General features: G+C 70.3%; 13 protein-coding genes and 4 tRNA genes. 13 read left to right on the top strand and 4 right to left on the bottom strand.

Annotated features, from left to right (window positions below; translation table 11 throughout):
• Positions 1-36: 36 nt before the first annotated feature.
• From ACIBG8_RS35000 to ACIBG8_RS34975, 6 genes are all read left to right on the top strand, one after another.
• On the top strand, positions 37-648 hold the full coding sequence (locus ACIBG8_RS35000) for a TetR/AcrR family transcriptional regulator (RefSeq protein WP_397347377.1): 612 nt from the start codon (positions 37-39) through the stop codon (positions 646-648).
• Positions 649-711: 63 nt separating this feature from the next.
• Positions 712-2,529: an N-acetylmuramoyl-L-alanine amidase gene (locus ACIBG8_RS34995; RefSeq protein ID WP_397347376.1), complete on the top strand. Its 1,818-nt coding sequence runs from the start codon at positions 712-714 to the stop codon at positions 2,527-2,529.
• A 100-nt stretch (positions 2,530-2,629) separates the two neighbouring features.
• Positions 2,630-2,701 (top strand) — tRNA-Gly (locus ACIBG8_RS34990).
• A gap of 15 nt (positions 2,702-2,716) precedes the next feature.
• A tRNA-Cys gene (locus ACIBG8_RS34985) sits at positions 2,717-2,787 on the top strand.
• A 52-nt stretch (positions 2,788-2,839) separates the two neighbouring features.
• Positions 2,840-2,911, top strand: a tRNA-Gly gene (locus ACIBG8_RS34980).
• 32 nt (positions 2,912-2,943) lie between these two features.
• Positions 2,944-3,015: transfer RNA gene (locus tag ACIBG8_RS34975), tRNA-Val, on the top strand.
• 307 nt (positions 3,016-3,322) lie between these two features.
• Here the strand turns inward: ACIBG8_RS34975 and ACIBG8_RS34970 are convergent.
• On the bottom strand, positions 3,323-6,067 hold the full coding sequence (locus tag ACIBG8_RS34970; protein WP_397347375.1) for a PAS domain S-box protein: 2,745 nt from the start codon (positions 6,065-6,067) through the stop codon (positions 3,323-3,325).
• 348 nt (positions 6,068-6,415) lie between these two features.
• Between ACIBG8_RS34970 and ACIBG8_RS34965 the strand changes: the two genes are divergently transcribed.
• Genes ACIBG8_RS34965 through ACIBG8_RS34935 form a run of 7 tightly spaced genes read left to right on the top strand, consistent with a single transcriptional unit; the run spans position 6,416 to position 15,349 of the window.
• Positions 6,416-8,320, top strand: a complete 1,905-nt coding sequence (locus ACIBG8_RS34965; RefSeq protein ID WP_397347374.1) for a beta-galactosidase — start codon at positions 6,416-6,418, stop codon at positions 8,318-8,320.
• Positions 8,317-8,931, top strand: coding sequence for a DUF1961 family protein (locus ACIBG8_RS34960; protein ID WP_397347373.1), 615 nt, complete (start codon positions 8,317-8,319; stop codon positions 8,929-8,931). The genes ACIBG8_RS34965 and ACIBG8_RS34960 overlap by 4 nt, the downstream gene beginning before the upstream one ends.
• The gene (locus tag ACIBG8_RS34955) at positions 8,928-9,479 is read left to right on the top strand and encodes a YesL family protein (protein ID WP_397347372.1); all 552 of its coding nucleotides are present in this window, start codon (positions 8,928-8,930) and stop codon (positions 9,477-9,479) included. Before ACIBG8_RS34960 ends, ACIBG8_RS34955 begins: the two co-directional genes overlap by 4 nt.
• The gene (locus ACIBG8_RS34950) at positions 9,479-11,017 is read left to right on the top strand and encodes an extracellular solute-binding protein (protein WP_397347371.1); all 1,539 of its coding nucleotides are present in this window, start codon (positions 9,479-9,481) and stop codon (positions 11,015-11,017) included. Before ACIBG8_RS34955 ends, ACIBG8_RS34950 begins: the two co-directional genes overlap by 1 nt.
• A 59-nt stretch (positions 11,018-11,076) precedes the next feature.
• A complete protein-coding gene (locus tag ACIBG8_RS34945; protein ID WP_397347370.1) occupies positions 11,077-11,976 on the top strand; it encodes an ABC transporter permease in 900 nt (299 codons plus the stop codon).
• The gene (locus ACIBG8_RS34940; protein ID WP_397347369.1) at positions 11,976-12,842 is read left to right on the top strand and encodes a carbohydrate ABC transporter permease; all 867 of its coding nucleotides are present in this window, start codon (positions 11,976-11,978) and stop codon (positions 12,840-12,842) included. Before ACIBG8_RS34945 ends, ACIBG8_RS34940 begins: the two co-directional genes overlap by 1 nt.
• On the top strand, positions 12,839-15,349 hold the full coding sequence (locus tag ACIBG8_RS34935; RefSeq protein WP_397347368.1) for a Tat pathway signal sequence domain protein: 2,511 nt from the start codon (positions 12,839-12,841) through the stop codon (positions 15,347-15,349). Before ACIBG8_RS34940 ends, ACIBG8_RS34935 begins: the two co-directional genes overlap by 4 nt.
• On the opposite strand, the gene ACIBG8_RS34930 is transcribed toward ACIBG8_RS34935, so the two are convergent.
• Genes ACIBG8_RS34930 through ACIBG8_RS34920 form a run of 3 tightly spaced genes read right to left on the bottom strand, consistent with a single transcriptional unit; the run spans position 15,324 to position 21,425 of the window.
• On the bottom strand, positions 15,324-16,685 hold the full coding sequence (locus ACIBG8_RS34930; protein ID WP_397347367.1) for a pyridoxal phosphate-dependent decarboxylase family protein: 1,362 nt from the start codon (positions 16,683-16,685) through the stop codon (positions 15,324-15,326). The two genes, ACIBG8_RS34935 and ACIBG8_RS34930, sit on opposite strands and share 26 nt — an antisense overlap.
• Complete coding sequence (locus ACIBG8_RS34925) at positions 16,678-17,268, bottom strand: helix-turn-helix domain-containing protein (RefSeq protein WP_397347366.1); 591 nt, start codon at positions 17,266-17,268, stop codon at positions 16,678-16,680. The genes ACIBG8_RS34930 and ACIBG8_RS34925 overlap by 8 nt, the downstream gene beginning before the upstream one ends.
• Positions 17,269-17,288: 20 nt before the next feature.
• Positions 17,289-21,425 (bottom strand): fibronectin type III domain-containing protein, encoded by a 4,137-nt coding sequence (locus tag ACIBG8_RS34920; protein WP_397347364.1) that lies wholly within the window; start codon positions 21,423-21,425, stop codon positions 17,289-17,291.
• Between the last annotated feature and the right edge of the window lie 40 nt (positions 21,426-21,465).

Genomic DNA, 21,465 nt, shown 5'->3' with positions numbered 1-21,465 from the left:
TACGGTGTAGACTGCTCTACACTGTAGACTGCGATCGTGCGGAAACTCAAGACCGAACGCCGGCCGGAAATCCTCGACGCGGCGCTCGCCATCGCCGACGAGCGCGGGCTCGACGCGCTGTCGATGCGCGCGGTCGCCGACCGGGTCGGCGTGACCCCGATGGCCCTCTACGGCTACTTCCGCAACAAGGACGAGCTGCTCGACGGCCTGGTCGGCAGGTTGCTCGGCGACATGCCGCCGGTGGACCCGGAGCTGGACGGCAGGGAGCGGCTGGGCGCGATGGCGCACGGCTTCAGGCAGGTGGCGCTGCGCCACCCGGCGGTCTTCCCGCTGATGTTCTCCCGCCCGTCGGTGACCCCGGACGCCGTGCGCGTCAGCGACGCCGTCTACCAGGCGCTGCTCGACTGCGGGGTGCCCGACGACCAGGTGCCCAGGATGGAACGGCTGGCCACGACGTTCATCATGGGCTGGGCCACCTCGGAGGTCAGCGGCCGGTTCTCCGCCAGCGCGGCCAGCGCCCGCGCGCGGCGCGGCGCCGACCTGCCCGCGCACCAGCGCCTGGCGCCCTACCTCGACGGGCCGCGCGACCTCGACGCCGAGTTCGACGCGGATCTGGCGGACCTCTTCCGCATCATCCGACCCGAGTGACCCATGCGTAACGGGGCATGATTACTCTATGTAGTCAAATGCCGCCGTTCCGTAGGAGTTGCCATGCCGCTCTGGGTCGCCGTCGTCCTCGCCACCTCCGTCCTCGTCTCACCGGCCCAGCCACACGGGCGGCAGGACGACTTCAGGGCAGCGGCACGCGAGTACGGCGTGCCGGAGAGCGTGCTGCTCGGCGTCTCCTACCTGTCCTCGCGGTGGGACGCCAACGGCGGGCAGCCGAGCGTGTCCGGCGGGTTCGGGCCGATGCACCTGGTGGACACGGAGTACGCGGCACCCGGCCTCGGCCTCGGCCTCGGCGAGGCGGGGATGGACGACGCGCGCGGCGACGAGGCTCGCCCGCTGCGCCAGGCGAGCCTCCCCGCCGCCGTCCTGCCGCCGTCCGGTGGGTCAGCTACAGGAGAGGCGACGGTGCAGGCGGCGGCCCGGCTCACCGGGCTGCCGCCCGAGGTGCTGCGCAGGGACGCGGCGGCCAACATCCGCGGCGGAGCCGCGCTGCTCGCCAGCTACCAGCTCCACGCCGACTCCGACCCTGCGGCCTGGTACGGCGCCGTCAACCGCTACGGGGCTTTCGCCGACGAGGTCTACTCGCTCCTGCGTACGGGCGCCGCGCGGCAGGTCGACGACGGCACGACGGTACGGCTGAGCCCCTCGCCCGTCGCGGTGCCGATGCGGCGCGCCGCGCCCTCTCCTGCGGAGTGCCCGGTCTCGCTGGGATGCGAGTGGATGCCCGCGGCGTACAAGCAGTTCGGCAAGGGTGACTACGGCAACCACGACAGGACCATGGACGGGCGGCGCATCGACTACATCGTCATCCACGACACCGAGGGCTCCTACCGGGGCGTCCCGACCATGGTCGCCGATCCCCGCTATGTGAGCTGGCACTACACCATCCGCTCCCGCGACGGACATGTCGCCCAGCACGTGCGGACCAAGGACATCGCCTGGCACGCGGGCAACTGGGATGTGAACAGCCGTTCCGTCGGGATCGAGCACGAGGGGTTCCTGGCCAAGGGCGGCACCTGGTACACCGAGGCGATGTACCGCTCGTCGGCGAAGCTGGTGCGTTACCTGGCCGACAAGTACGCGGTGCCGCTCGACCGGGCGCACGTCATCGGCCACGACAACGTGCCGGGCACCAACGCCAAGACGGTGCCCGGCATGCACGAGGACCCGGGGCCGTACTGGGACTGGGCGCACATGTTCGACCTGATGGGCGCGCCGATCAAGGCGGCGCGCAAGGGCACGTCGGTGATCATCCGGCCGGCCTACGAGAAGAACCGGCCGCTGTTCACCGGGTGCTCCAGCAAGCGCCCGACCTGCAAGCCGCACGGCGCCTCGACCGTGTGGCTGCGCACCGAGCCGAAGAAGGACGCGCCGCTGGTCGACGACATCGGCAAGCGGCTGGGCAGGGACTCGACGTACAGCGTCTACGACCACAGCGCGCGGGCCTCGACCGGGCAGCGGTACGGCGTGGCCGAGGTGCGGGGCGACTGGACCGCGATCTGGTACCTGGGGCAGAAGGCGTGGTTCTACAACCCGGCGTCGGCGCCGACGGCGGTGACCGCGCGGGGGCCGCTGGTGGCGCCGCTGACCGACAATGTCCGCGTGTACGGCCGCGCCTATCCGGAGAAGTCCGCCTATCGCGGGCGGGCGGTCTACCAGCGGCACGCGCCGCTGCAGTACAAGCTGCGGCTGGGGCAGACGTACTCGCTCGCCTACACCCTGCCGGGCTCCTACTACCGGGCCAACACCTTCGACCCGGCCAAGCACACGCTGATCAGCGGGAAGCTCCGTTACCACCAGATCCAGCTCGGCCACCGGGTGATGTTCGTGAAGGCCAGGGACGTCCGGGTGATCCCCTAATTTTTCGGACATTTAGTACGGCTTTCGCCTCGCGGCCCGCTCCTTGCACACGGGCACTCCGCGAAGACGATAAGGTTTCTTCGTGGCCAGTACGGCACGCGCGGAAGTGGCTCAGTGGTAGAGCATCACCTTGCCAAGGTGAGGGTCGCGGGTTCGAATCCCGTCTTCCGCTCGGAGTTCAACTCCTGGTGGAGTGGCCGAGAGGCGAGGCAGCGGCCTGCAAAGCCGTCTACACGGGTTCAAATCCCGTCTCCACCTCGGTGCAGGGCTGCGGGACCGTCAGGATCCGCTAAAGTAGTGCAGGCGCCATGCGGAAGTGGCTCAGTGGTAGAGCATCACCTTGCCAAGGTGAGGGTCGCGGGTTCGAATCCCGTCTTCCGCTCTGAGGGTGGTTAACTCAATACAGCAGTTCCCGGACGATTAGCTCAGCGGGAGAGCGCTTCCCTGACACGGAAGAGGTCACAGGTTCAATCCCTGTATCGTCCACTCCACCTTGTCGCAAGGGCCCACTCCGGTGGGCCCTTCTGCATTTCCCGGCGTTTCGGCGGTTGCCCTACCCACCGAAGGGCCAGACACGATGGCACGCCCCCGCAGGGATACCCGCGTGTGCCAACGCGACGGTCCCTTCACCACGGCGGCCCGACCTGCGAGAGTGACGCACCCCCTGGCGACCTTCGCTCCTGGAGACGCGAGCCACCATCCGCGGCTCGGCCCACCCAAGGGCTGGGCCACAGGAGGGGCGGCGGGCCACACGAAGGTGGCCCGCACGTGGAGTTGTCCACTCCCCTCACCATCACGCGGGGAGGGAGTGCGGGAGTTGCATGAGAAGCAATGTGACGTCGTCCCCCGGCGCCGACGGGTTCGGGAGGAGCACCGACAAGAGCTGGTCAGCGACCTCCTCCAGCTTGTCGGTCTCCGCCAGCCCCGCCACCAGCTCCCCCACCAGTAGCTCCACTCGAGCGTCGATGTCCGTGTCCGGCGTCTCCACCAGCCCGTCCGTGTACAACGCCAGCGTCGCCCCGTCCGGCAGCGGCAGCGTCGTGTGCGTGTGCACCAGCCCCCCGATCCCCAACGGCACCCCCACGGGTACGGCCAGCGGCCCCGCCCGCCCCTCCGGCGGCACGAGCAACGGCAGCAGGTGACCCGCCGACGCGACGGTGACCGTACCGGCGGAAGGGTCCACGATGAGGTAGCAGCACGTCACCATCTGCTCGGGCAGCTCCAGCACCAGCCCGTCCAGGGCGCGCAGCAGTTCGGCAGGGTTCATGCCCTGCTTGGCCAGGGCGTGCGCGGCAGGGCGCAGGTGGCCCATGACCGCGGCCGCCTCCAGCCCGCGTCCCATCACGTCGGCGATCAGCACCCCGATCCTGCCGTGGCCGAGCGCGATGAGGTCGAACCAGTCGCCCCCGATGCCGGCGCCCTCGGTGGCGGGCAGGTAGCGGCGCGCGCACGGCAGGTCGGGCAGGTCCGGGGGCAGGGTCATCAGGCTGCGCTGCAGGGTGAGCGCGACGTGCCGCTGCTGCTCGTAGACCCGGCGCAGCTCGGCGGCCGCCCGCTTGCGCGCGGTGATGTCGCGCGCGCTCACCGAGATCCCGGACAGCCGCCCCTCGTCGTCGTGCACGGGCCAGAGCGCGAGCTCGATGTCGACCTCCCTGCCGTCCCCGGTGACGGCCACGGTCTCGACCCGCTCGCCCTGGAGGTCTGGCCCTGGGGTGGTGTGGAGGCGGTCGAGGAGTGCCAGGACCTCGGCCGCCTTCTCCGGGGCGACCAGGCGCTTCAGGTGGTGTCCCGCCAGCTCGTCGTACCCGTACAGCCGGTGACCAGCCGGGTTGGCGAAGGTGACGACGCCGCCGGGTGACAGGGCGAGGATGGCGTCCCGGCTGGTCTGCACCATGGCCGCCAGCTCCGCCCGCCGCCGCTCCTCCCGCTGCCTGGTGGTCACGTCGCGGATGGCCGCCGAGATCAGCAACCCGTCCTCGGTGTGCAGCGGCGCCAGGCTGATCTCGACGGGAAAGGTCGTGCCGTCCTTGCGCCGCCCGCTGAGCGCCCGCCCGGTGCCCATCGGGCGGGGGCGCGGGTCGGCGGTGTAGGCGCCGCGGTGCGACCGGTGCACGTCGCGGAGCCCGTCCGGCATCAGCAGCTCGATCTCCGCCCCCACCAGCTCGCTCCCGCCGTACCCGAACACCGCCTCGGCCTGCGCGTTGACGAGCTGGATCACCCCGTTCTCGTCCGTGATCACCATCGCGTCCGGCGCTGAGGCGAGCAGCTCGGCGAAGCGCCGCTGCAGCCGGTCGCGTTCGCGTTGCGCGCTGACCCGGTCGGTGACGTCGGTGGCGATCCCGCACACCCCCGTCACCCGCCCCACTCGATCGCGTAACGGGACGAGCATGGTCAGGTAGTCGCGGCTGCCCTGCGGCGGGTGCAGCGTCACCTCCACCTGGATCGGCGCCCCTGCCTCCACCGCGCGGCGGTCGTTGGCGGTGATCCGTTCCACGTCGGCGGCGGGCAGGAGGTCGGCGGCGGTCAGCCCGGCGATGGACGCGGCCGGGCGGTGGAACAGCCGGGCGAAGTGGTCGTTGACCGCCAGGTAGTGACCGCGCAGGTCCTTCATGTAGATCGCGGCGGGGGTGTGGTCCATGAGCAGCCGCAGCCAGTCGAGCTCGCGCAGGCTGTCCTGGGCGCGGGCGCGCCCGCGTTCGATGCGCGCGGCGACCGCGACGGCGACGAGCGCGACGACGGTGAACACGCACACGTTGCCCACCACCAGCAAAGCGACGCCGAGCCTGGTGTCGTAGAGCCCGCGCCGCACCCCGGTGAGCACGGCCCAGCCGAGCAGCGGCGGCACCACCATGGTCGTACGCAGCAGCCAGCGCCCGAGCAGCGCGGTGTTGCCCTCGGCCGTCATCAGCCCGGCGATCCCGGAAAGGGGCCTGAGCAGGAACGTTCCATAGCCGAGCAGCCCGAGCGCGAGGGCCGCGTGCAGCGCCTGGCCGGGAAAGGTGGACGAGTGGGAGAGCGGCGGCACCTGGTACAGCGCGCCGTACCCGCGCAGCAGGGCGAGCAGCATGACCAGCAGCGCCAGCACCTGCCCCGTCCACGCCCACCCCCTGGCCAGCAGCAGCTGCGCCGCCCCCACCAGCGCGATGGCCAGCGCGGTGTTGAGCCCCATCCGGCCGGGCACCGTGCCGGGCAGCGCCGTCGGGTCCACGCCCGGCGCGGTCAGGAGGAGGCCGTCGATGCCGAGATCGGCCCCGGTCAGGTGTTCGGCCACCGTGAGCGCTCCCACGACGACCGCGCCTGAGGCGCACACGAAGGCGACGCGGCGGCCCTTGGTCCGGAACAGCAGCAGACCGGTCCCGGCCAGCAGCAGCCCCACGACCGTGTTCGGCTTCAGTATCGCCGGAGGGAAGAGGCCCAGCCATCCGGCCAGCCCCGAGGCCGCGCAGAGCAGCGCCACCACCGTCGCGCCGACCGTGATCCGGGCCGATCTGGCGAGCACGCGCGGGTCGGGCGGCAGCGTCGGACGGCGCTCGGACACTTCTGGCTGCTGCGTCACACCGACCTCGCCACCGCAGACGACTCAAACCCGGTCAATCAGCCCATAACGTAAAGAACACGCATGAATGCAGAAGGTGATATCTCTCTTGCGGGCAAACTTACCCCGCCAACCAGGCACTCGTCCCGATTCGACGGCAATCAAGGAAACAATTGAAACGTTCTTCACGGGAGGCACGCTGGCATGCCAGCGCTCCCACCAGGCCATTCGCGGTCATGAAGCACCCGGGAAGAGAGGGGGGCTTGTGCTGCAAAGAGAAGAACGTTTTAATCCCCCGTAACGCTCGCCTGACATGAGCGCCACAGCCGATGTTGGAACGGAGCGAATCCCTTGATCGTCTACGGCGGAGACTGGAACCCGGAGCAGTGGCCGGAGGAGGTCTGGAGCGAGGACGTCGCGCTGATGCGCGAGGCCGGCGTCAACCGGGTCAGCCTGGGCATCTTCTCCTGGTCCTGGCTGGAGCCCGTCGAAGGCGCCTTCGAGTTCGGCTGGCTGGACCGCTGCATGGACCTGCTCGCCGAGAACGGCATCCAGGCCTGCCTGGCCACCCCGACCGCCGCTCCCCCGCCCTGGTTCGCGCACACCTACCCGGAAGCGCTCCCACAGGACGCGGACGGCAGGACGTTCACCCACGGCAGCCGCCAGGCGTTCTGCCCCAGCTCGCCGATCTACCGCGACCGCGCGCTGCGCATCGCCGAGCAGGTCGCCCGCCGATACAAGGATCATCCCGCGCTCACGATCTGGCACATCCACAACGAGTACGGTTGCCACAACGCCCGATGCCATTGCGACACCTCCGCTGAAGCTTTCCGCGCCTGGCTATGTGAACGCTATCAAAGCCTGGACGCGCTGAACGAGGCCTGGGGCACCGCCTTCTGGTCGCAGCGCTACGGCGACTGGGCGCAGATCCTGCCGCCCCGCGCCACCCCGGCGATCGGCAACCCGGCCCAGCTCCTCGACTTCCGCCGCTTCAGCTCCGACGCGCTGCTTGACCTCTACCGGGCCGAGCGCGACCTGCTGGCCGCGATCGCCCCCGGCGTACCCGCCACCACCAACCTCATGGCCGGGATGCACTGGGAGATGGACTACTGGAGGTTCGCCGAGGAGCTCGACGTGGTCGCCTCCGACCACTATCTCAACGGCGACGAGCCGCACATCCAGCTCGCCTTCTCCGCCGACCTGGCCCGCAGCCTCAACAAGGGCCGCCCGTGGATCCTCATGGAGCACTCCACCAGCGCGGTCAACTGGCAGGGACACAACCCGGCCAAGGCCCCGCGCGAGCTGCTGCGCAACTCGGTGCAGCACCTGGCCAGGGGTGCCGACGCGATCATGTTCTTCCAGTGGCGCGCCTCACGCGAGGGCGCGGAGAAGTGGCACTCGGGCATGCTCCCGCACGCGGGCACGGACACCAAGATCTGGCGCGAGGTCGTGGAGCTGGGCGCGGCGCTCAGGGACCTGGCCGACGTCGAGGGCAGCACGGTCGGCGCCGACGTGGCGATCCTCATGGACTACGCCAGCATCTGGGCGCAGGACCACCCGGCGCAGCCGACCGCGCACCACAAGCCGATCGAGATCATCAGGCAGTGGTACGGCGAGCTGTGGAGGCTGGGCGTCACCTGCGACGTCCGCCACCCCGAGGACGACCTGTCCGGCTACCGCCTGGTGGTCGTGCCCGCGCTCTACCTGGTGAGCGACGCGGGAGCGGCCCGCCTGCGGCGGTTCGTGGAGGGCGGTGGCATCGCCGTGGCCGGGCCGTACAGCGGGATCGTGGACGACAACGACCGGGTACGGCTGGGCGGCTACCCCGGCGCCTGGCGCGACCTCCTCGGCGTGCGGGTCGAGGAGTTCTTCCCACGCGAGAGCGTCGAGCTGACCTCGGGAAGGAAGGGCTGGGTCTGGAGCGAGCTCGCGCACGCCACCACGGCAGAGGTGCTCGACACCTACGTCACCGGCGAGCCCGCCTGGACGCGCAACGCGTGGGGTGCGGGCGCGGCGCACTACCTGACGACGCTGCCGCGCGGCGCCGACCTGCGCGCGGTGCTGGCCGAGGTCTGCGCGGACGCGAGCGTCCCCACCGCCGACGCCGAGGGCCTCGAGCTCGTACGGCGCAGCCACCCCGACGGCCGCTCCTACCTGTTCGCGATCAACCACGGCGACACGGAGGCGACCGGCGGTGGCGTCACCGTCCCCGCCGGGGAATTTCGTGTCGCCCGCCTGGAAAGCGCTTCCCAGTGAGTTACCACAACCCCCTGGCCACCCCGGCGGACGTCGAGGGCTTCCGCCTGGAGGGCGAGGGCGCGATCTCCTTCCCCCAGGGCAGGATGCGCCTGGAGAGCCTGCGCCAGGACGCGAACATCGTGCTCTGGTGCCCCGAGGACTTCCCGCCCGACCTCGTCGTCGAGTGGGACTTCTGGCCGGTGCACGAACCCGGCCTGGCCATCCTGTTCTTCCACGCCCGCGGCAGGAACGGCGAGGACCTGTTCGACCTGGCCCCGCGCTCCGGCCCCTACGAGCAGTACCACCACGGCGACCTGGACGCCTACCACGTGTCCTACTTCCGCCGGATGTGGCCCTCCGAGCGCCGGTTGCACACCTGCAACCTGCGCAAGAGCCACGGCTTCCACCTGGTGGCCCAGGGCCCGGACCCGCTGCCCGCGGCGCTCGACGCGCAAGGGCCGTACCCGATGCGGCTGACCGTCGCGGGCGGCCTGATCACCTTCGAGGTGGCCGGGCTGCGCTCGTTCCGCTGGCGGGACGAGCGGCCGCTGGCGGGCGGGAAGCTCGGGTTCCGGCAGATGGCTCCCCTGATCGGGGAGTACGCCGACCTCCGGGTGCGTGCGCTGTGATCCGGCTGTACGCGGCCTTCGACGAGGTCTGGTGGGCGGCCAGGCTCAACCTGCTGTGGTTCCTGGGCACCCTGGCCGGGGGCGTGGTGCTGGGCGTCGGCCCGGCCACGGTCGCCGCCTACACCCTGGCCAGGCGGCACGCGCAGGGCGAGAGCTTCTCGCCGTGGCGCGCGTTCTTCGCGGCCTACCGGCGGGAGTTCCGGCGCGGTTCGCTGCTCGTGCTCCCCCTCGCGGTCTGCTTCCTGGTCACCACGAACGTCGTGGTCCTGCTGCTCCTGGCGGTGATCACGGCGTACCTGCTGCCGATGTACGTGCACTTCGACCTGCGCGTGCGCGACTGCCTCCCGAAGGCGTCGCTGTTCGCGATCACCAGGCCCGCGTCGTCGGTCGTGCTGCTGTTCGCCCTGCTGGCGGTGGCGTTCGCCGTCTCCCGCCTCCCGTTCCTGCTCCCCACGCTCGCCGTCGGCGGCTGGATCCAGCTGAACACCTGGCTCGTCCTGCGCTTCTTCGCCGAGAACGAGGCGCTCCTGCTTGCGAAAGGCAACTGATGAACACCACCTCCCGCCTCCTCACGGCCGGATTGTTAGCGCTATCACTCGCCGCCTGCGGTACCGGCGGCGGCGAGAAGGCGGCCGACGACAGCCTGACCATGATGGTCCCGCTGTTCGGCACCGCCCCCGACCCCAAGGGCGAGGTCCAGACGGCCGTGGAGAAGCTGCTCGGCAAGAAGCTCAGCATCACCTGGGTGCCGAACGCCGAGTACCCGGACAAGACCAACGTGACGCTGGCCTCGGGCAACATCCCCGACGTCATGGTCATCCAGGACCAGAAGGGCCCACAGTTCGTCAAGACCGCCGAGGCGGGGGCGTTCTGGGACCTCACCGACAAGCTCGACAAGTACCCGAACCTCAAGTCGAAGTCCGAGCAGGCCTGGCTCAACTCCAAGACCAACGGCAAGAACTACGGCGTCTACCGGGTCCGCCCGCTGCTCCGCTCGGCGGTGATGATCCGCAAGGACTGGCTGGACAAGCTCGGGCTGAAGATGCCGGAGACCACCGAGGACCTCTACACCATCGCCAAGGCCTTCACCGAGAAGGACCCGGACGGCAACGGCAAGAAGGACACCTACGGCATGATCCTGCCGAAGTGGCCCTCGCCCAACTTCTCCGCCTCCAGCCCCTACAACGTCATCGACGTCTGGTTCGGCGCGCCCAACAACTACGGCATCCGCGACGGAAAGCTCGTCACCGAGTACGACGTGCCGGAGTTCTGGGAGGCGCAGAAGTACCTCAAGCGCTTCGTCGACGAGGGCCTGGTCAACCCCGACTGGGCGACCCTGGACACGGCCAAGTGGAACGACCCGTTCGTCGCGGGCAAGGGCGGCATCATCATCGACGTCAACGTCCGCGCCGGCCAGCTCTACGACCTGTTCAAGGAGAAGGACCCGACCGGCTACATGAACAAGGTCGCCATGGCGGGCAACCTGAAGCGCCCCGACGGCCAGAAGTTCTCCTACCCCTTCACCGGCTTCAACGGGATCATCGCCGTCTCCAAGGCGCGCGTCAGGACCGAGCAGCAGCTCGACGACGTGCTGAAGACCCTGGACAAGCTGGCTTCCAAGGAAGGCTCCGTCCTGGTCAGCAACGGCATCGAGGGGCGCAACTTCAAGGTCGAGGACGGCCTGGCCTACCGGGTCAACGACCAGGACCCGGCGATGAAGACCATCGCCAACGACGTGGACAAGGCCTTCATCCAGCTCGGCACGACCTCCAGCGTGGGCGTGCCAGGCGACGCCTACGAGTGGGGCCGTCCGAGCCCCGAGGAGAAGGCGTGGATCAAGCAGCGCGAGGAGCTGGCCGCGCTCGACCTGGAGACCGCGGTGCACGACCCGTCGCTGCCGCACATCTCCAGGACCATGACGGAGAAGGGCGCCACGCTCAGCCCGATCCCGACCGACGCCCGGATCAAGTTCCTGGCGGGCCAGATCACCGAGGAGCAGCTCAAGGCGGAGTTCCAGCGCTGGCACACCTCGGGTGGCGACCAGATCCTGGCCGAGTTCCAGGGGCTGATCGGCAAGACCGGCTGACCGTACCGAGACGCGAGGGGCCCGGAACCGTCCGGGCCCCCGTACGAAAGGAGGCCGTCGTGCGCGCGACCCTGGTGCGCTACCGCTGGCTGTACCTGATGATCCTGCCCGGGATCCTCTACTTCGCGATCTTCAGGTACCTGCCGATGTACGGCCTGACGATCGCCTTCCAGGACTTCGTCCCCTTCCTGGGCTACTCGGGCAGCGAGTGGGTGGGGCTCAAGCACTTCGAGGCGCTGTTCACCGGCCCCGACTTCGGGCGCCTGGTCGGCAACACGCTGATCCTCGCGGCGCTGACGATGTTCGTCGCGTTCCCGATGCCGATCGTGGTCGCGCTCATGCTCAACGAGCTGCGGGTGCGGTGGTTCCAGCGGGCCGTCCAGTCGCTCGTCTACATCCCGCACTTCCTGTCGTGGACGATCGTCGCCTCCCTGACGTACGTCCTGTTCTCGGTGGACTTCGGGGTGATCGCGAACTGGCTGCACTCGGTGCTGGGCGGGCAGAAGGTCGACTACGTGGCGCAGGCCGCCTGGTTCCGGCCGATCATCCTGCTGCAGACGATCTGGAAGGGCACCGGCTGGGGCACGATCATCTACCTGGCCGCGCTCGCCGGCGTCAACCACGAGCAGTACGAGGCGGCCAGGATGGACGGCGCGGGCAGGTGGCGGCAGTTCTGGCACGTCACCCTGCCCGCGATCCGCCCGACGATCATCATCATGATCATCCTGCACACGGGCCATCTGCTCGACCAGAGCTTCGAGCAGCTGTGGCTGATGACCAACTCGCTCAACCGGTCGGTGGCCGACGTCTTCGACACCTTCACCTACTACGTCGGCATCACGCAGGGCGGCTACAGCTACGCCACGGCCGTCGGGCTGTTCAAGGGCGTCGTCGGCGTCCTGCTGATCTTCGGTACCAACTGGCTGGCCAAGCGCATGGGACAGCGGGGGCTCTTCTGATGAGGCAATCGACCGGCAGCCGCGTCTTCGACGTGGCCAACCTAGTGCTGCTCGGCGGCATGGCGGTGGTCACCGTCCTCCCGCTGCTCTACGTGCTGGCCGCGTCGTTCGCGGGCGAGGCGGAGATCGCCTCGCGGCCGTTCTTCCTGTGGCCCGAGCACTTCACGACCGCCACGTACGCGTACATCTTCGCCACCGGGACCTTCGTCAGGGCGCTGCTGACCACGATCGCCGTGACGGCCGTGGGCACGGTGATCCAGGTGCTGCTCACGTTCACCATGGCGTACCCGCTGGCCAAGCGGTATCTGCCGGGGCGGGCGCTGGTGCTCAACCTGGTGATCTTCACGATGGTGTTCAGCGGCGGGCTGATCCCGACGTACCTGGTGGTGCGGGACATGGGGCTGCTGGACAGCTACTGGGCGCTGATCCTGCCGCTGGCGATCAACCCGTTCTACCTGATCATCGTGAAGAGCTTCTTCCAGGAGCTGCCGCAGGCGCTGGAGGAGGCTGCGCGCATCGACGGGGCCAACGAGCTCGCGGTGTTCTGGCGGATCGTGATGCCGCTGTCCAAGCCGATCATCGCGACGTTCTCGCTGTTCTACGCGGTGGCGATCTGGAACGACTACATGTCGCCGCTGCTCTACATCAGCGACAACACCAAGTGGACGCTGCAGGTGCTGGTGCGGCAGCTCACCAGCCCCGAGGCGGCCAACGCGCTGGCCACGGTCGACTCGGCCAACTTCTTCCCGGTCGAGGGGATCAAGTTCGCTGTGGTGGTGATCGCGACGCTGCCGATCCTGCTGTTCTATCCCTTCCTGCAGAAGCACTTCGCCAAGGGCGTCATGATCGGGTCGGTGAAGGAATGACGGCGCTGCGCTGGCTGGAGGGTCCGCGCCCGCAGGGGGTCACGTGGGGTGTGCCGTGGCCGCGCGGGACCGTCCGTCCTGGCACGCCGTTCGCCTTGGCGGACGGCACCGCCGTACAGACCTGGACGACGGCCACGTGGCCGGACGGGTCGCTCAAGTGGACGGCGCACGCCATCGGGCCGTCCACGGCGGACTCCTTCGAGCTGGTTCCCGGAGTGGAGCCCGCCTCGCCCGCTCAGCCGGTCGTCGTGGACGGGCTGACGGTCAGCACGGGGGCGGTCACGTGGCGGCTGTCCCCTCGCGGGCTGCTGGAGTCCATCGTGTACGGCTCGCGCGAGGTCGCGCGGGACGTGCGGCTGGTGAGCCTTCGCCAGGACACGCCCGATGACGACGGTTCGCGCACCCGGGTGAGGACCGTGGCCACGGTCGAGCGGGTCACGGTCGAGCAGGACGGGCCCGTGCGCGCGGTCGTGCGGGTGGAGGGGCGGCACGGCGACTGGCTGCCGTTCACCGTGCGCCTGTACTTCTACGCGGGGTCGGCCGAGGTGCGGCTGGTGCACAGCTTCGTGTGGGACGGCGATCCGGCGAGCGACTTCCTGGCCGGGCTGGGGCTGGAGGCGGACGTTCCCATGGACGGGCCGCTGCATGACCGGCATGTCCGGCTGGCGGGGGCCGAGGGGTTCCTGACCGAGGCCGTCCGCGGGTTGACGGGGTTGCGCCGCGACCCCGGCCCCGCCGTACGGCGGGCACAGGTCGAGGGTCTGCCCGTCGTTCCCGGGCCGGAAGTCGCCGATCGGCTGCACCTCGTTCCCGCGTGGAACGACTACACGCTCGACCAGACCAGCGCGGACGGGTACCTGATGCGCAAGCGCACGGCGCCGGGGCACGCGTGGGTGACGATCCCGTCGGGGACGCGGTCGCAGGGGTACGGGTTCGTGGGCGGGCTCGGGTTCGGGCTGCGTGACTTCTGGAGGCTGCATCCCACGCGGCTGGACATCCGGGGCGCGGCCACCTCGCTGGCCACGGTGTCCGTGTGGATGTACTCCCCCAGCGCGCCGCCGATGGACCTGCGGTTCTGGCACGACGGCATGGGCCAGGACACCCACGCCGAGCAGCTCGAAGGGCTGGAGATCACCTACGAGGACTACGAGCCGGGTTTCGGTGACGCCTGCGGGATCGCCAGGACGCACGAGCTGACCCTGTGTGCCTTCGACGCCACGCCGCCGGTCGCCGTGCTCGCCGAGCGCGCCCTGTCGCTCAACTCCCCCGGCCTGCTGGTGGTCGCGCCGGAGCGGCTCAGGTCGGCGGGGGTCTTCGGGGTGTGGGACCTGCCCGTCGAGAACGCGCTGGAGGAGCGGCTCGACTGGCTGTTCGACTTCTACGCCGGGCAGCGGGAGCAGCGGCGGTGGTACGGGTTCTGGGACTACGGGGACGTCATGCACACCTATGACGCCGACCGGCACACGTGGCGTTATGACGTCGGCGGGTATGCGTGGGACAACTCAGAGCTCTCGCCCGACCTGTGGTTGTGGTACCAGTTCCTGCGCACCGGCCGTGCGGACGTGTTCCGGTTCGCGGAGGCGATGACGCGGCACACGGGCGAGGTCGACGTGTACCACCTGGGGCGGTGGAAGGGGCTGGGCACGCGGCACAACGTGCAGCACTGGGGGTGCTCGTGCAAGCAGCTGCGCATCTCCAACGCCGTCTACCGGCGGTTCTTCTACTACCTGACGGCGGACGAGCGGACCGGAGACCTGCTGGACGAGCTTTCCGCATCGCCAGTCGCCGCGCTCGACCCTTTGCGTAAGTACCAGTCGCGGGAGGGCGTGGAGCTGGGGCCGACCGTGGACTGGGGGTGCCTGGCCGCTTTGTGGCTGACCCGGTGGGAACGGCACGGCGACCTGGTCGCGCGGGACAAGCTGCTGGGCTCGATGGCCGACATCGGGGCGTTCCCGTACGGCTTCCTGACCGGCGGAACGCCCTTCGACGTGGCGACGGGCCGGTTCGGCGCGCCGGGGGACATCGTGGTGTCTCATTTGTCGGCCATGTTCGGGCTGCCGGAGATCTGCGCTGAGCTCATCGCGCTGGTGGAGGTGCCCGGGTTCGCGCGGGCGTGGGTGGAGTACTGCCGCCTCTACCTGGCCACGCCCGAGGAGCAGGTGGCCGCTGTCGGGCAGGTGCTCGGGGGTATCTCGCTGATCCCCGCGCACAGCCGCCTGACCGCCTACGCGGCGGCCGCGCTCGACGACCCGGTGCTGGCCTCGCGGGCGTGGCGGGCGTTCCACACCGACGAGGGTGACCAGCTCGGCAACGCCAGCCCGATGACCCGCGAGCCCACCTGGTCGGTGACGCGAGTGGACGGACCAGGCGTTCCCATGATCGTGGACGAGGCCCCGTTCGTCTCCACCAACGACGCCGCCCAGTGGGCGCTTGCCGCCATCCAGCTCCAGGCCCTGTTAGGCCCTCCACGTCCCCCAGCCGTCACAGCTCCTTGGCGGCGGCCCTGATCTCGTCCAGGAGCACGACCAGGTCGGTCTCCGTCGTGTCCGGGTGCAGGATGCAGGCGCGCAGGGCGGGCTCGCCGTTCAGGACGGTGCCGGTGAGGAACGCGCGCCCGCGGCGCTGGACGGCGACGGGCAGGGCAGCGTTGACCTCGGCCGGGGTGTAGCGGAAGGCGGCGATCGAGGTGGTCACCGGGGCGAGCAGTTCGAAGTCGTCCGACTCCACGACCATCTCGCCCAGCCTGGCCGCGAGCCGCGTCGTGCGGGTGACCAGGTCGGTCACGCCGTCGCGGCCGAGGTTCGCCAGGGTCGCCCAGACGCGCAGCGCGCGGAACGGGCGGGTCTGCTCGGGCGTGTACTCCGAGAACCAGCCCAGGTCGTCGGCGTCGTCGTCACGCAGGTACGGCGGGACGAGGCTGAAGGCGTCACGCGGGGCGGACGGGTCGCGCACCAGCAGGCACCCGCAGTCGACCGGGACGCCGAGCCACTTGTGCGGGTCGAGCGCCAGCGAGTCCGCCTCGGCCATCCCGGCGTAGGCGGCGGGGTTGACCAGCGTCCCGAGCGCACCGTAGGCGCCGTCGACGTGGAACCACAGCCCGTGCTCGCGAGCGACACCGGCGATGGCGTCGAGGGGGTCGACGGCGCCGGTGTTCACCGTCCCCGCGCTGGCGGCCACGAGGAATGGGCGCTTGCCCATTTCCCTGTCCTGGGCGACCAGGCGCCGTAGCTCGGCGACGTCCATGCGGTGGTCGGCGTCCACGGGGACCGTACGGAGGTGGTCGCTGCCCAGGCCGAGGAGCTCGGCGGCCTTGCGCAGGCAGCTGTGCCCCTCGGCGGACAGGTACATGGTGAGGGGCGGCCCGCCGTACATGCCGGTCTCCCGCACCTCGGGAAGGGCGCGCCGGCGGGCGGCGGACAGGGCGATGATCGTCGCCATCGACGCGCCGCTGGTGAGGATGCCGCCGCCGGGAAGGTGCGGGAACCCGACCAGCTCGGCCAGCCACCGCACGACCGTGCGCTCCAGGAGGACCCCGGAGTGCTCACCGCCCGCCGTGCTGGGGTTGAGCGCGGCCGCCAGCGGCGCCACGGCCACTCCGGCGCGCGACGGCGGCGAGTTGACCCAGCCGAAGAACCGCGGATGCCCGGTGCCCATCGGGTACGGAAGGACGTAGTCGCGCACCTCGTCCAGAAGCACGTCGAGCGGGCGACCGGCCGCGGGCAGCGGCTGGTCGGTCAGCCAGGCGCGGTCCCACTCGGTGATCGGCTGCCACACGGGCGCGTAGGGAACGTCGTCGAGGTAGGCGGCGGCCAGCGCCGCGGCCTTCTGGAAGTCTTCAGTCATGGCTTTGGCCCAGCTCCATGGCGAGGTAGTACACGCACGTTGTGTCGTGGTCGTTGGCGAAGGCGTGGCGGCGGTCGCCGGGGAAGTAGACGGCGTCGCCGGTGTCGAGGTCGTGCCGCTCGCCCTCGACGGTCAGGCGGAGCCATCCTGACTCCACCGCGACGTACTCGCGCGAGCCAGGCGGGTGGGGCGCGTACTCCCCCGCGTCCACCCCAGGGCCAAGCGTCGTGCGCATCAGTTCGAACTCCACGCCGGGCAGGACCGGCGACAGGATGCGCCGCTCCCACCCGGACGGGTCACGCACCACCCGCTGGGCGTCCCGCTTCAGCACGACCACCCCGGCGCGGGCGGGGTCGTCGAGCAGGCGGGCGATCGAGGTGCCCAGCGCGGTGGCCAGCCGGTCGAGGACGAGCACGCTGGGCGTCTTCGCGCCGCGCTCGACCTCGGAGACCATGCTGCGGCTGACCCCGCTCAGCTCGGCCAGCCGCTCGAGCGCCAGACCCCTGGCCCGGCGCTCAGCACGTACCCTGGCCCCCAGCTCGGCCATCGACAACCCGCTGGACAGGGCGTTGTCCTCGTTCATCCCTCCACTATAGCGCCGACTTATCCGCCATAGCGGATTCTGGGCCTCTCCGGCAGGGTCATGCCCTGGCCGATGAAGAAGCTCGGGTGTGGTGGCTGGTTGTAGCCGACGTTCTGCCACGCCACGCCGAGCCGGTACACCGGGTCGTGCATGAGCGTGCGGATGCGCAGCTCGGTGACGTCGGTGGTGGTGTAGACGCGCAGGAACGTGCTGTCAGCCCCGCGCCAGACCACCTCCTCACGCCAGTCGCCGAACAGGTCCGCCTGCAAAGCGGGAGTGCCCTTGGTGCCGTTGTTCGACAGTGTGCCCTCCGCTCTGAGCAGCGGCTCCGCCGTACCCCACTTGGTGATCGTCCCGACGCCGGACGCGCCGTTCCAGTCGTGGTCGACGATCTCGCGCAGCGGGTCGCCGTCCCACCACGCCAGGAAGTTGGCCGCCGGGATCGTGGTGCCGATCAGGTCACCGCGAGCCGACCGCAGCTCGCCACTGCGCGAGTTCCACTCGCCGGTCGAGGTCACCGCCCAGGCCTCCGCGCCCGGATGGGCGGGGTCGATGTCGCCGGAGGCCGCGCGGCCGGTGTCCTTGGTGGCGGGCATCGACCACAGCACCTCACCCGTCGCGGCGTCGCGGAAGGTCGCGCCCTTGTTCCCGCTGTGGCCCATGTCCTCGTGCGCGGCGAACGCCTCCAGGCCGGGACGCGCCGGGTCGAGGTCGCCGACGTGCAGGGCGTCGCCGTGGCCCAGTCCGGTCGTGTAGAGGCCCTCGCCGTCGTCGTCCACGGTCATCGAGCCGTACACGATCTCGTCCTTCTGGTCGCCGTCCACGTCGGCGACGGCCAGGTTGTGGTTGCCCATCCCGGCGTATCCGGGGTGGTCGTCGGAGTCGAACACCCAGCGCCGCTCGAGTTTCGCCCCGTCGAAGTCCCAGGCGGCCAAGACGGTCCTGGTGTAGTAGCCACGGCTGAAGACCGCGCTGGGGTGCGTGCCGTCCAGGTAGGCGACCCCGGCCAGGAAGCGGTCCACCCGGTTGCCGTAGGAGTCGCCCCACGCGGCCACGTCGCCGCGGGCCGGGACGTAGTCGACGGTGTCGACCGCCCTGCCCGTCGCGCCCTCGAACACGGTCAGGTACTCGGGGCCGCTGAGCACGTAGCCGCTGGAGTTGCGGTGGTCGCGGCTGGGGTTGCCGATCACCGCGCCCTTCGCGTCGATCGTGCCGTCCGCGGTCTTCATCATGACCTCGGCCTTGCCGTCCCCGTTGAGGTCGTAGACGACCATCTGGGTGTAGTGGGCGCCCGCCCGGATGTTGCGTCCCATCGCGACGCGCCACAGGCGCTTGCCCGCCATGGTGTACGCGTCCACGTAGACCTGGCCGGTGTAGCCGGACTGGGAGTTGTCCTTGGCGTTGCTCGGGTCCCACTTCAGGACGAACTCCAGCGTCCCGTCGCCGTCGAGGTCGCCCACCGACGCGTCGCCCGCGGTGTAGCTGTACGGCTGGCCGTCCTTGGTGTAGTCGTCGGCCGGTTTGTCGAGCGGGACGTCCTTGAAGCCCTGGCTCCACACGCCGAACTCGGCCGTCGCGTCGCCCTTGGCGGAGACCACCCGGTAGCGCGAGGCGGCGGTGCCGCCCTGGTCGAGGTAGTTGGTGGTGGTCTTGACGGGCTTGTCGTTGATCTTCGTGCCGTCGCGGTAGACGTCGAAGCCCAGGTGGTCGGCGTCGAGGCCGAGCTGGCGCCAGCCGAGGTAGACGCCGCCGCCGACCTTGACCGCGACCGGCGAGCGGTCCAGGAGCTCCATCTGCCGGGTCAGCTCGGCCTTGACCGGGGTGACCAGCGTCGCCGACCTGGCCGACTCCCCTCCCCTGTTCACGGCGGTGACCTGGTAGAAGTACGGGATCGTGGTCAGCACGCCGTCGTCGGTCACCTGGGGCTCGTCGACCGTGGCGACCTTGGCGTACGGCCCGGCCTCCTTCTCTGCCCGGTATACGCGGTAAACCAGCGCGTCCTTCACCTTCTGCCAGTGGAAACGCACCCGGGTGTCGGCCGTGCGGCTCAGCTGCAACCGTTCCGGCACGGCCGGCGGCTCGACCGCCGGGTCGACCGTGGCGATCTCGACGGGCGCCGAGGGCACGGACTCCGCGCCGGTGGGGTCGAGGGCGGTGACCGTGTAGGAGTACTCGCTGCCGATCTCGGCCGTGGCGTCGGTGTAGGCGGCCTCCTTGGTGGTGGCCAAGGGCTTGCCGTCACGGAAGACCCGATAGCCGTCGGCCGAGGCGGCCCAGGTCAGCTTCACGTCGGTGCCGTCGTACGCGCCCGCCAGCCCGGTCGGCGCGGTGAGGATCGGGGTGATCTCCAGGCCGTTGAGGTGCGCGGTCGCGCCGCTGACGACCACGTTGAGCTGGCCGTCGACGACCCTGACGCCCGGGATGGCGCGGGTGGCCACGCCCTTGCTCGCCGACAGGGCGACGGCCGCGCCGCCCTCGGCCGAGACGCTGGTGCGTACGGTCCCCAGCAGGTCGCCCGCGTAGACCTTCAGCCCGTAGAGGCCGTTGGGCAGGTCCACCTTGAACTCGTAGCTGCCGTTGAAGTAGGCGAGGAAGTCGCGGCCGACGTCGTCGAGGCCACTGCCCCGGTCCCTGTCGATCATGCCGGTCGCGTCGGCCAAGCCGTACCCCAGCTCCTTGGTATACAGCGTAGACCTGCTGACCTGCGTGTATCCGGCGGCGACCGGGGAGGCGGCCGGGCCGAAGTCGTAGCGGTGGGTGGCCCTGCGGGTGGTGAGGGCCAGGGCGTCGGACGGCTCCGAGGCGCCCTTGCCGTTCACCGCGGTCACCGTGACGCTGTACGTCTGCCCCTCTGCCAGACCGGACAGCTCGGCCTGCGGCAGCGTCGAGGTCGTCGCCAGGGTGCCGTCGCGGAAGACCTGGTAGATGTCGGCCCCCTCGACGGCCGTCCACTTCAGCACGGCCCCGGCGTTGGAGATGCTCCCCGCCACCAGCCCGGCGGGCCTGGCCGGTACGGTGGCCGGTGGCTCGATCTCCCTGACCTGCCCGGCCAGCGGCAGGTCCAGCCCCTTGACCGCGCCGGCCACCAGGCGGGCCATCTGGATGGCGCCGTACTCCTGGAAGTGCGTGTTGTCGGCCGCGCCGTTCGGGAAGGCCGGGTAGACCCCGGCCGGGACGTGCAGGAACACCGACGTGGCCGCTTCGAGCCCGATGGCGCCGAGGTAGGCGTGGCTGAGCGCGGACAGGTCGACCAGGGCCACGTCCTCCTCGGCTGCCAGCTCCTTCATCTTGGCGACGTACTCCGGGAAGGAGACGTTGGCGTCGAGCCGCGAGACGGGCGTCACCAGGATCGGGGTGGCACCGCGCTGCCTGGCGCCGTTCACGTAGACGCGCAGGTATTCCTTGTAGTCCGCGGGCGAGGCGTAACGGTCGGGAATGCTCACCGTGGCGTCGTTGTGCCCGAACTGCACCAGGAAGTAGTCACCCGGCCTGATCAGCCGCAACACCGTGTCGAGGCGGCCCTGGGAGATGAAGTTCCTGGAGCTGCGCCCGCCGATCGCGTGGTTGTCGAACGCGACCCCGGTGGAGAAGAACCGCTCCAGCACCTGCCCCCACCCGGCCTGCGGCACCCAGTAGGGGTCGTAGGTCTGCACGGTGGAGTCGCCCGCGATGTACACCGTCGGCAGAGCTCCGGCCGGCCGCGAAGGCAGCCTGGTGATCACCAGCGAGTTGAGCTTGCCGGTGACCGTGAGGTCGAGCCTGCCGTCGACCAGCGCGATCGGGAAGGACATCGCCAGGAACTCACCGGCGGGCTTCGTGGCGGGCTGCACCTTCTCCATCGACTCGGCGGTGACGGCGATGGAGCTCGCCTCGGTCTGGTCGCCGGAGACCAGCGCGACCGTGTAGTCGCCGTTGGGCAGGTCGACGGAGAACGTGGCCCCGGCCGCCGCGACGAAGTCGGTGCGCAGGGCGTCGTCCGCGCCGCGGTCGGCCGACGTCAGGCCGCCGGTGGCGGCGAAGCCGTACCCCTGGGCGGCGCTGTAGGCGGTGGCCTCGCTCACCCGCGTGTAGCCCGCCTGCAGGGCGCTGGTCGCGGTGCCGAAGTCGAAGGACAGCGCCTGATCGGCGAGCGCCGGTAAGGGTGTTAGCGCTAACATAGCGGCCATGAGGACGCGCATACGAGGGACTCCCTGGGGG

Origin of the sequence: Nonomuraea sp. NPDC050556 (assembly GCF_044457355.1) — a bacterium.
Lineage (GTDB): Bacteria > Actinomycetota > Actinomycetes > Streptosporangiales > Streptosporangiaceae > Nonomuraea.
This window is presented reverse-complemented; position numbering and strand designations above follow the sequence as displayed.

Coding starts and splice junctions, on each gene's coding strand:
- ACIBG8_RS34995 (WP_397347376.1), top strand. CDS start 712: ATGCCGCTCTGGGTCGCCGTCGTCCTCGCCACCTCCGTCCTCGTCTCA.
- ACIBG8_RS34950 (WP_397347371.1), top strand. CDS start 9,479: ATGAACACCACCTCCCGCCTCCTCACGGCCGGATTGTTAGCGCTATCA.
- ACIBG8_RS34940 (WP_397347369.1), top strand. CDS start 11,976: ATGAGGCAATCGACCGGCAGCCGCGTCTTCGACGTGGCCAACCTAGTG.
- ACIBG8_RS34935 (WP_397347368.1), top strand. CDS start 12,839: ATGACGGCGCTGCGCTGGCTGGAGGGTCCGCGCCCGCAGGGGGTCACG.
- ACIBG8_RS34930 (WP_397347367.1), bottom strand. CDS start 16,685: ATGACTGAAGACTTCCAGAAGGCCGCGGCGCTGGCCGCCGCCTACCTC.
- ACIBG8_RS34925 (WP_397347366.1), bottom strand. CDS start 17,268: ATGAACGAGGACAACGCCCTGTCCAGCGGGTTGTCGATGGCCGAGCTG.
- ACIBG8_RS34920 (WP_397347364.1), bottom strand. CDS start 21,425: ATGTTAGCGCTAACACCCTTACCGGCGCTCGCCGATCAGGCGCTGTCC.